The 7,031-nt window shown below is 60.5% G+C and carries 6 protein-coding genes and 1 tRNA gene; all 7 read left to right on the top strand.

Features of this window, described 5'->3' with window-relative positions:
* Nucleotides 1-200: 200 nt before the first annotated feature.
* A tRNA-Asp gene (locus DWW51_RS02130) sits at nt 201-278 on the top strand.
* A gap of 358 nt (nt 279-636) precedes the next feature.
* A complete protein-coding gene (locus tag DWW51_RS02125; RefSeq protein WP_117773298.1) occupies nt 637-1,122 on the top strand; it encodes an Rrf2 family transcriptional regulator in 486 nt (161 codons plus the stop codon).
* Between the two features lie 21 nt (nt 1,123-1,143).
* The gene (locus tag DWW51_RS02120) at nt 1,144-2,049 is read left to right on the top strand and encodes an adenine glycosylase (RefSeq protein ID WP_117773296.1); all 906 of its coding nucleotides are present in this window, start codon (nt 1,144-1,146) and stop codon (nt 2,047-2,049) included.
* A gap of 112 nt (nt 2,050-2,161) precedes the next feature.
* Nucleotides 2,162-2,701: a rubrerythrin gene (rbr, locus tag DWW51_RS02115; RefSeq protein WP_117646627.1), complete on the top strand. Its 540-nt coding sequence runs from the start codon at nt 2,162-2,164 to the stop codon at nt 2,699-2,701.
* A 443-nt stretch (nt 2,702-3,144) separates the two neighbouring features.
* Entirely contained in the window at nt 3,145-3,579 is a 435-nt protein-coding gene (locus tag DWW51_RS02110) for a hypothetical protein (RefSeq protein ID WP_117773294.1), read from the top strand.
* A 124-nt stretch (nt 3,580-3,703) separates the two neighbouring features.
* Nucleotides 3,704-5,059 carry a DNA recombination protein RmuC gene (locus DWW51_RS02105; RefSeq protein ID WP_117773292.1) on the top strand — a complete coding sequence of 452 codons (1,356 nt, stop codon included), beginning with the start codon at nt 3,704-3,706 and terminating at the stop codon, nt 5,057-5,059.
* Nucleotides 5,060-5,184: 125 nt separating this feature from the next.
* Nucleotides 5,185-6,987: an ABC transporter ATP-binding protein gene (locus DWW51_RS02100; RefSeq protein WP_117773290.1), complete on the top strand. Its 1,803-nt coding sequence runs from the start codon at nt 5,185-5,187 to the stop codon at nt 6,985-6,987.
* Nucleotides 6,988-7,031 lie beyond the last annotated feature (44 nt).

Below are 7,031 nucleotides of genomic sequence, written 5' to 3'. Positions count from 1 at the left end.
CGCAAAGGAAAGCACTTAATGTGCTTTCCGTCTTGCGCAGGACTGTAGAGCAGCAAACTTAACCCGCGCCCGCCGGCCCCGGAGACCCTCCCGGAGGGACCGAAAAATTTTTTCAAAAAAGTTGTTGCGCGCCGGACAGACTTCTGTGTATACTAATTCCTGCAGCGCACGCGAGCGGAAACAAACGCGAACGTCTGCCTGGGGAGTTAGCTCAGTTTGGTTAGAGCGCCGGCCTGTCACGTCGGAGGTCGCGGGTTCGAGCCCCGTACTTCCCGCCAACGCAATTAAAGCCACGTCTTCGGACGTGGCTTTTTGCGTTTGATGCACTTTGTTTCGATAGAACGATCGCCCTGGCGCATCTTCGCCCAGAATCCCCGCCCCTTCGGGAACGCAAGTAAAATCTAATAAGCATATCTGTCTAAACAACAGCTTTGTTGCGCAACACCTGTTCAACGAAGCAGGGGGTTAGGTTATACTAAATTGCACTGTGGGCCGCATCTGATGCATTTCGCTCCAAGCGCGGCATTCAGTGGATATCCGATTTACCATTTGGATGTCCTGCGGTCATTTAGCGTCTCGACACAAGCTCGGCCCCGGAGCTCGTTCGAGCTGTTCGTATTCCTTGAAAGGGGAAAAATGGACATATCGAGGAAGACTGATTACGCCCTTCGTATGTTGGCGATGCTTGCCGAGGATCCGGAGTGTTTGCTTTCTGTTCGCACCGCTGCCGAAGAGGTCAATGTCCCGTATTCGTTTGCCCGTTCGATTCAACACGGCTTGGTCCAGGCCGGTATTGTGGAGAGCCTGCGTGGCGTCCACGGTGGCATGCGTCTCAAGGTCAGTCCGGACGACGTCACCATTCGTCAGGTCGTCGAGGCCGTTCAGGGTCCTATGGTTATGAACGATTGCACCGCACCCGATGGCGACTGTGCGCGCATGGGCGCGTGCTGCTATCATCCCCTGTGGGCCGGAGCCCAGGCGTTGATGCGCGACTACCTCGATTCCGTTTCGCTCGGCGACATCGTCGCTCACCGCCAGTTCCCGGCCGTCGATCCCAAGTTCGCCGACCGCGAAGCGTTTCCCGAGTACGCCACCTGCGCGTGCGCTTGCCGGGAGGAATAGCGCCGCATAAGGAGCATAGCCATGATTCAGGACCCCTTTCGTTCGATGATTCGTTCGGAAGGGGTCCTGCGTTATCGCGACCTTCCGTGGCGCCGCACACGCGATCCGTACATCATTTGGCTTTCTGAGGTCATGCTGCAGCAAACGCAGGTGCCGCGCGTGGAGGCGCGCATGCCGGTGTGGCTCGATCGTTTTCCGACTGTGCAGGCGCTTGCCCAGGCCGCGCCTTCCGATGTTTTGGACGCTTGGCAGGGGATGGGCTACAACCGACGCGCTCTGGCGCTCCACAAGGCCGCCCAGCGCGTTATAGAGGACTGGGACGGGGAGTTTCCGCACGAGACACGTGACTTGGTCGCTCTTCCTGGTATTGGCCCGGCAACGGCGCAGGGTATCCGGTCGTTTGCGTTTGATCTTCCGGGCGTGTATCTGGAGACCAACGTGCGCACGGTCTTTCTGCATCACTTCTTTCCCGATATGCCGGCTGTTCCCGATCGCGAGCTGGTGCCGCTGATCCAAGCCGCCTGTCCGGCGGCCCCCGGTGCGGCGACCGACGAGATCGCTCCCTTTGCCGTGCCGCTCGATGATGCCGACACGCCGCGCGCGTGGTATTACGCGTTGCTGGATTACGGCGCATATCTAAAAAAGACGTTGCCCAATCCGTCCAGGCGGTCGGCGGGCTATAGCCGTCAATCAAAGTTTGAGGGCTCACGTCGCCAAAAGCGCGCGCATATCGTGCGTATGTTGCTGGCAGCGCGCGATGGCCAGCCGGCGGGGATTACGCTTGCTGATACCGTGGTGGGCGTTAACGAGATGGAAGCGGCAGCCGGTCGCGGGCCGGTCGAGTGCGACTTGATCGCGGGTATTCTAGCTGACCTGGAGCGTGAGGGCTTTTGCCGAGCCGAGGGCGATCGCTGGCTGAGCATTTAGCCCGTGCAAATCTGAAGAACAGGATTGTAAGGTTTAGATTTTCGGCAGGGGGTACCATAAAATAAGGCCGCTCAAAGCCTATGGGCGGCATGTATTGAAGGGAAGTACACCTATGGATTTTGAGAGCTCCCAAACCAAGAAGAACCTTGAGACCGCTTTTGCCGGTGAGTCCCAGGCGCACACCAAGTATCGCTACTATGCATCCAAGGCTAAAAAGGACGGTTACGTTCAGATCTCGAATATCTTTGCCGAGACGGCGGGTAACGAGTCCGAGCACGCCAAACTGTGGTTTAAATATCTGCACGACGGCGCCGTTCCGGGCACTCTGGACAACCTGCGCGACGCCGCCGCGGGCGAGAACTACGAGTGGACCACGATGTATGACGAGTTTGCCAAGACCGCCGAGGAGGAGGGTTTTGCCGAGATCGCCGAGAAGTTCCGTGGCGTCGCCGCCGTCGAGAAGGCCCACGAGGAGCGCTACAACAAGCTCGTCGAGCGCATTGAGTCGGGCGAGGTGTTTGAGCGCGAGGGCGTAAAGGTGTGGAAGTGCCTGAACTGCGGACATCTGCACGTTGGTGCCGAGGCACCTGAGGTGTGCCCGGTGTGTAACCACCCCAAGGCGTACTTTGAGGAGCAGGTGGTGAACTACTAGCGCTTGGCGCTGGCTGCTGCGGAGCGCAGGGCGGGGAAATACCTTTCCCTCTCGCTCACGGCTCCGCAGGGTCGCGCGAGGCAAAGGTGTTTCCCTCGCCCTGCGCTCCGGCTTCGGGTCGTCGCGTGCTCGTTACTGAAAAGCTGATATTAAAGATTGTGTGCCGCCCCTTTTTGGGGCGGCACGTTTTGTGTGGGGTCTCGGTCTCCACAATTTTCGTCAAGCTTTTGGTTAGATTTTGGTTAGTTGGCGGGTTGGCGGAAGGGCAAAAGACCATTCGATAAAAAAGCTCAGAGAAAGTGCTGGTAGGGGAGTTGTTGAGGTTTTCGACAGCTTTTGTCAACAAGAAACTTTGCGGCTATTGCTACGGATTGCGTTGTCGCGGTCATGGCGGTGCGGGATGCTGGGCGTAAGCGTCGAATGCTCCGATTTTGGAGGCCAGCATGGATTTGTTTCTTGAGACTCCGCAGCAACAAGCTGAGCGCATGCTGCGTCAGCAGCAACGACTCATGGAGATGCAAATGCAAGGGGCGGCAGTCCAGCCCTTTGCGCAAAATGTCGTGCCCGCTGCTGTACCTGCAGCTGTGCCCGGGTGTGAATCGGCACCAGAGGCCTATTCCGTACAGCAAGATTCATATGCGCAGGAGCTCGCGTTCGACAAGCGTCGTGCGCGTCACCGTCGCTGGGCCCAGCGCCTGCGTACGCTGGCGATGATCGTGCTGATTCCGCTGGGGCTCGCGACAATCTTCTTGGCCTCATATGCCCTCACGTGCATTCTCAACGGCGCCTCGCCCAATGAGGTACTTCAGCACTTGGCAGCTCTTGGTCAGCGCTTGGGGGATGTCGCAGCAACTATCCGCGCCAGCTGGGAGAGCTAGCAGACCAGCACCCATAGCGCAAAGGTAACTTGTCTGCGCTCGATTGGACATGAGCTGCGTTTGACAGGGTAAGATTAATCGCGGTTTTTGATTGGTGCTCGATTGGGTTTGTTGGGCGGAGTTTATGTCTGCTATTGATATTGTGCTTGTTGTGATTGCCTTGGTGGCGGTGGGGGTTGCTGTGGCTTGCGCCCTGCAGCTTAAAGGTCTTCGTGCCGAGCTGCGGGAGCGTGGCGACAGCGACGCCGAGACGCTCGCGGCGCTCGAGCAGGCCAACAGTACACTCGATACCCTCAACGTCGCGTTGGCCGAAACCCGACGCACCGCAAACGCCATCGCGCAGCAGCAGACGACCGATGCGGCCGTGGAGCAGCAACGCTACCTGACCATCGCGCGTGAGTTCTCGCAGGCCGGCGACCGCATGGACGACCTGCGCCGCGAGACGGCCCAACAGCTTGGCGCCAACCGCGAAGGCATCGAGCACCGCTTGGACAAGGTGCGCGAGACGGTCGATGCCCAGCTGGGCGCCATCCGCAAGGACAACAACGCGCAGCTCGATCAGATGCGCGCGACGGTGGACGAGAAGCTCTCCCGCACGCTCAACGATCGTCTGTCGGCATCGTTTAAGCAGGTGAGCGACCAGCTCGAGGCCGTGTATAAGGGCCTGGGCGATATGCAATCTATCGCCACCGGCGTGGGCGACCTTAAACGCGTGCTGGGCAACGTGAAGGCGCGTGGCATTTTGGGCGAGGTGCAGCTGGGCGCGATCCTGGCGGACATCCTTACGCCCGACCAGTATCTGGAAAACGTCGCCACCAAGCCCGGCGCCTCGGAGCGCGTTGAGTTTGCCGTCAAGCTGCCGGTAGACGAGGGCGACCCCGTGCTGCTGCCAATCGACTCCAAATTCCCGGGCGATGCGTATGAGCATTTGCTCGACGCCCAGGAGTCGGGCGACGCGGAGGCCGTCGCCGCCGCGCGCAAGACGCTCGACACCATGGTGAAGCGCGAGGCAAAGGACATCTGCGAAAAGTACCTGAGCGTGCCCGCGACCACCAACTTTGGCATTCTGTTCGTTCCGTTTGAGGGCCTGTACGCCGAGATCGTCACGCGCCCTGGGCTTATCGAGACCCTGGGCCGCGACTATCACGTCAACGTTGCCGGTCCCAGCACCATGGCGGCCATCCTCAACAGCCTGCAGATGAGCTACCAGACGTTTAGGCTGCAAAAGCGCACCGACGACGTGCTGCGCGTGCTTTCCGCCGTCAAGGCCGAGCTGCCGCGCTATCAGGCGGCGCTGCGTCGCGCCCAACAGCAGATCGAGACCGCGGGAAAGACGGTCGAGGGCATCATCACCACGCGCACCAACGTTATGGAGCGCAAGCTCAAGGACATCGACGCCTTGGAGGATGCCGACGAGGCCGACGCGATCTTGGGACTCACGTCCGCGGGCCTGCCCGCAGACCAAGAAGACAAGGACTAGCCGTGCCTGACGGCGGGGCGTCTGCGCGAGCGCGGAGCGCGGGCGCTTTTCGTGTCGTACGTGCCTGAAGCGCGCTTTAGTGTGCAACAATGACGGTTCGCCCTATCAGACGCGAAAGGAAGCCTATGTCTCAGAAAAGCACCAGTCCGCTCAAGCGCTCCACCGTGCGCCGCACGTTGCAGCGTTTTTGGGATGTCACGCGCACGCAGCCGCTGATCGTCTTTCTCTCGGTATTCTCGTCGGCGGGCTATATCTTTTTGCTTACGTTTGCCAACACCTACGTGATGGCGCTTATCGTCGACCGCGTCCAGGCCGGCCCCGTGGCAGGCGACCAGGTGTTTGAGGTCTTTAGCCCCTATATTCTGGCGCTCGTGCTCGTTAACCTGGTAGGCCAGGTCCTCTCCAAGCTGCAGGACTACACCGTCTACAAGCTCGAGATTGCGGGCAACTATCACCTGGCGCGCTTGTGCTTCGACACGCTCTCCAATCAATCCATGACATTCCACACCAGTCGATTTGGCGGATCGCTTGTGAGCCAGACGAGCCGTTTTATGAGCGGCTACACGGGTTTGGTGGACGTGACGGTGTATTCGCTCATCCCCACTATCACCTCGGTTGTCTGCACGGTGGCGGCGCTCGCTCCGGTGGTGCCCGCATTTACCGTGATCCTGGTGGGCATCATGGTCGTCTACATCGCGTTTGTCTGGCTTATGTACAAGCGCATCATGCCGCTTTCGGCCGCGACGTCCGCCGCGCAGAACAAGCTCTCGGGCGTGCTCTCCGACGCGGTCACGAACATCTTGGCCGTCAAGACCTGCGGGCGCGAGGACTTTGAACGCGATCTGTTCGATGCCGCCGACCGTGCCGCGCGCGATGCCGAAACGGTATCGATGCACGCCATGATGCAGCGCAACTTTACGACCTCGGGCCTTATCGTCATCACCATGGCCGTGGTGAGTGTGTTCGTGGCGGGCGGCAACGCGTGGTTTGGCATCTCGGCCGGCTCGCTCGTCATGATCTTTACCTACACCTATAACCTCACCATGCGCCTGAACTACGTGAGTTCCATGATGCAGCGTATCAACCGCGCTTTGGGCGATGCGGCCGAGATGACGCGCGTGCTGGACGAGCCACGCTTGGTGGCAGACGACCCGGATGCCCCCGAGCTCAAGGTGAGCGAGGGCGCGATTGATTTTGAGCACCTGAGCTTTGCGTACCGTGACGCTGCGGCGGGCGAGAACGTGTTCGATGACCTGACACTTCATGTGGCGGCGGGCCAGCGCGTGGGCCTGGTGGGCAAATCGGGCTCGGGTAAGACGACGCTCACCAAGCTGCTGCTGCGCCTGGACGATGTCCAGGGCGGCCGCGTGCTCGTGGACGGTCAGGATGTCTCGCGCTGCACGCAGCAGAGCCTGCGCCGCCAGGTTGCCTACGTGCCGCAGGAAGCGCTGCTGTTCCATCGCTCCATTCGCGAGAATATCGCCTACGGACGTCCCGACGCCACCGACGAGCAGATCCGCGAGGCGGCTCGCTTGGCTAATGCGACCGAGTTTATCGACCGCCTACCCAACGGCTTTGACACCATGGTGGGCGAGCGCGGCGTCAAGCTTTCGGGCGGCCAACGCCAGCGCGTGGCCATCGCCCGCGCCATCCTCACCGACGCGCCGATTCTGGTGCTCGACGAGGCGACCTCTGCCCTTGACAGCGAGTCCGAGGCGCTGGTGCAGGAGGCGCTCGAGAACCTGATGCGCGGGCGCACCTCCATTGTGGTGGCGCACCGCCTGTCCACCGTGGCGGCGCTCGACCGCATTGTGGTGCTGGCCGATGGTGAGATTGTCGAGGACGGCACGCATGCGCAGCTCGTCGAGGCGGGTGGCGAGTACGCGAGCCTGTGGAGCCGTCAGACCGGCGCATTCTTGGAGGCGTAAGCGTCTCGGACGTGGGACAATTGTGCCTATAAGTTTATTGTGCC

Origin of the sequence: Collinsella sp. AF15-51, from assembly GCF_003462845.1 — a bacterium.
In the GTDB taxonomy this organism is placed as follows: Bacteria; Actinomycetota; Coriobacteriia; order Coriobacteriales; family Coriobacteriaceae; genus Collinsella.
Note: the sequence above shows the minus strand (reverse complement) of the source record. Positions and strands in the feature narration are given on the sequence as shown.

What these genes read in the sequence shown, in the direction of transcription:
- DWW51_RS02105 (WP_117773292.1), top strand. Translation starts at nt 3,704, where the DNA reads ATGTCTGCTATTGATATTGTGCTTGTTGTGATTGCCTTGGTGGCGGTG.
- DWW51_RS02100 (WP_117773290.1), top strand. Translation starts at nt 5,185, where the DNA reads ATGTCTCAGAAAAGCACCAGTCCGCTCAAGCGCTCCACCGTGCGCCGC.
- DWW51_RS02110 (WP_117773294.1), top strand. Translation starts at nt 3,145, where the DNA reads ATGGATTTGTTTCTTGAGACTCCGCAGCAACAAGCTGAGCGCATGCTG.
- DWW51_RS02125 (WP_117773298.1), top strand. Translation starts at nt 637, where the DNA reads ATGGACATATCGAGGAAGACTGATTACGCCCTTCGTATGTTGGCGATG.
- rbr (WP_117646627.1), top strand. Translation starts at nt 2,162, where the DNA reads ATGGATTTTGAGAGCTCCCAAACCAAGAAGAACCTTGAGACCGCTTTT.
- DWW51_RS02120 (WP_117773296.1), top strand. Translation starts at nt 1,144, where the DNA reads ATGATTCAGGACCCCTTTCGTTCGATGATTCGTTCGGAAGGGGTCCTG.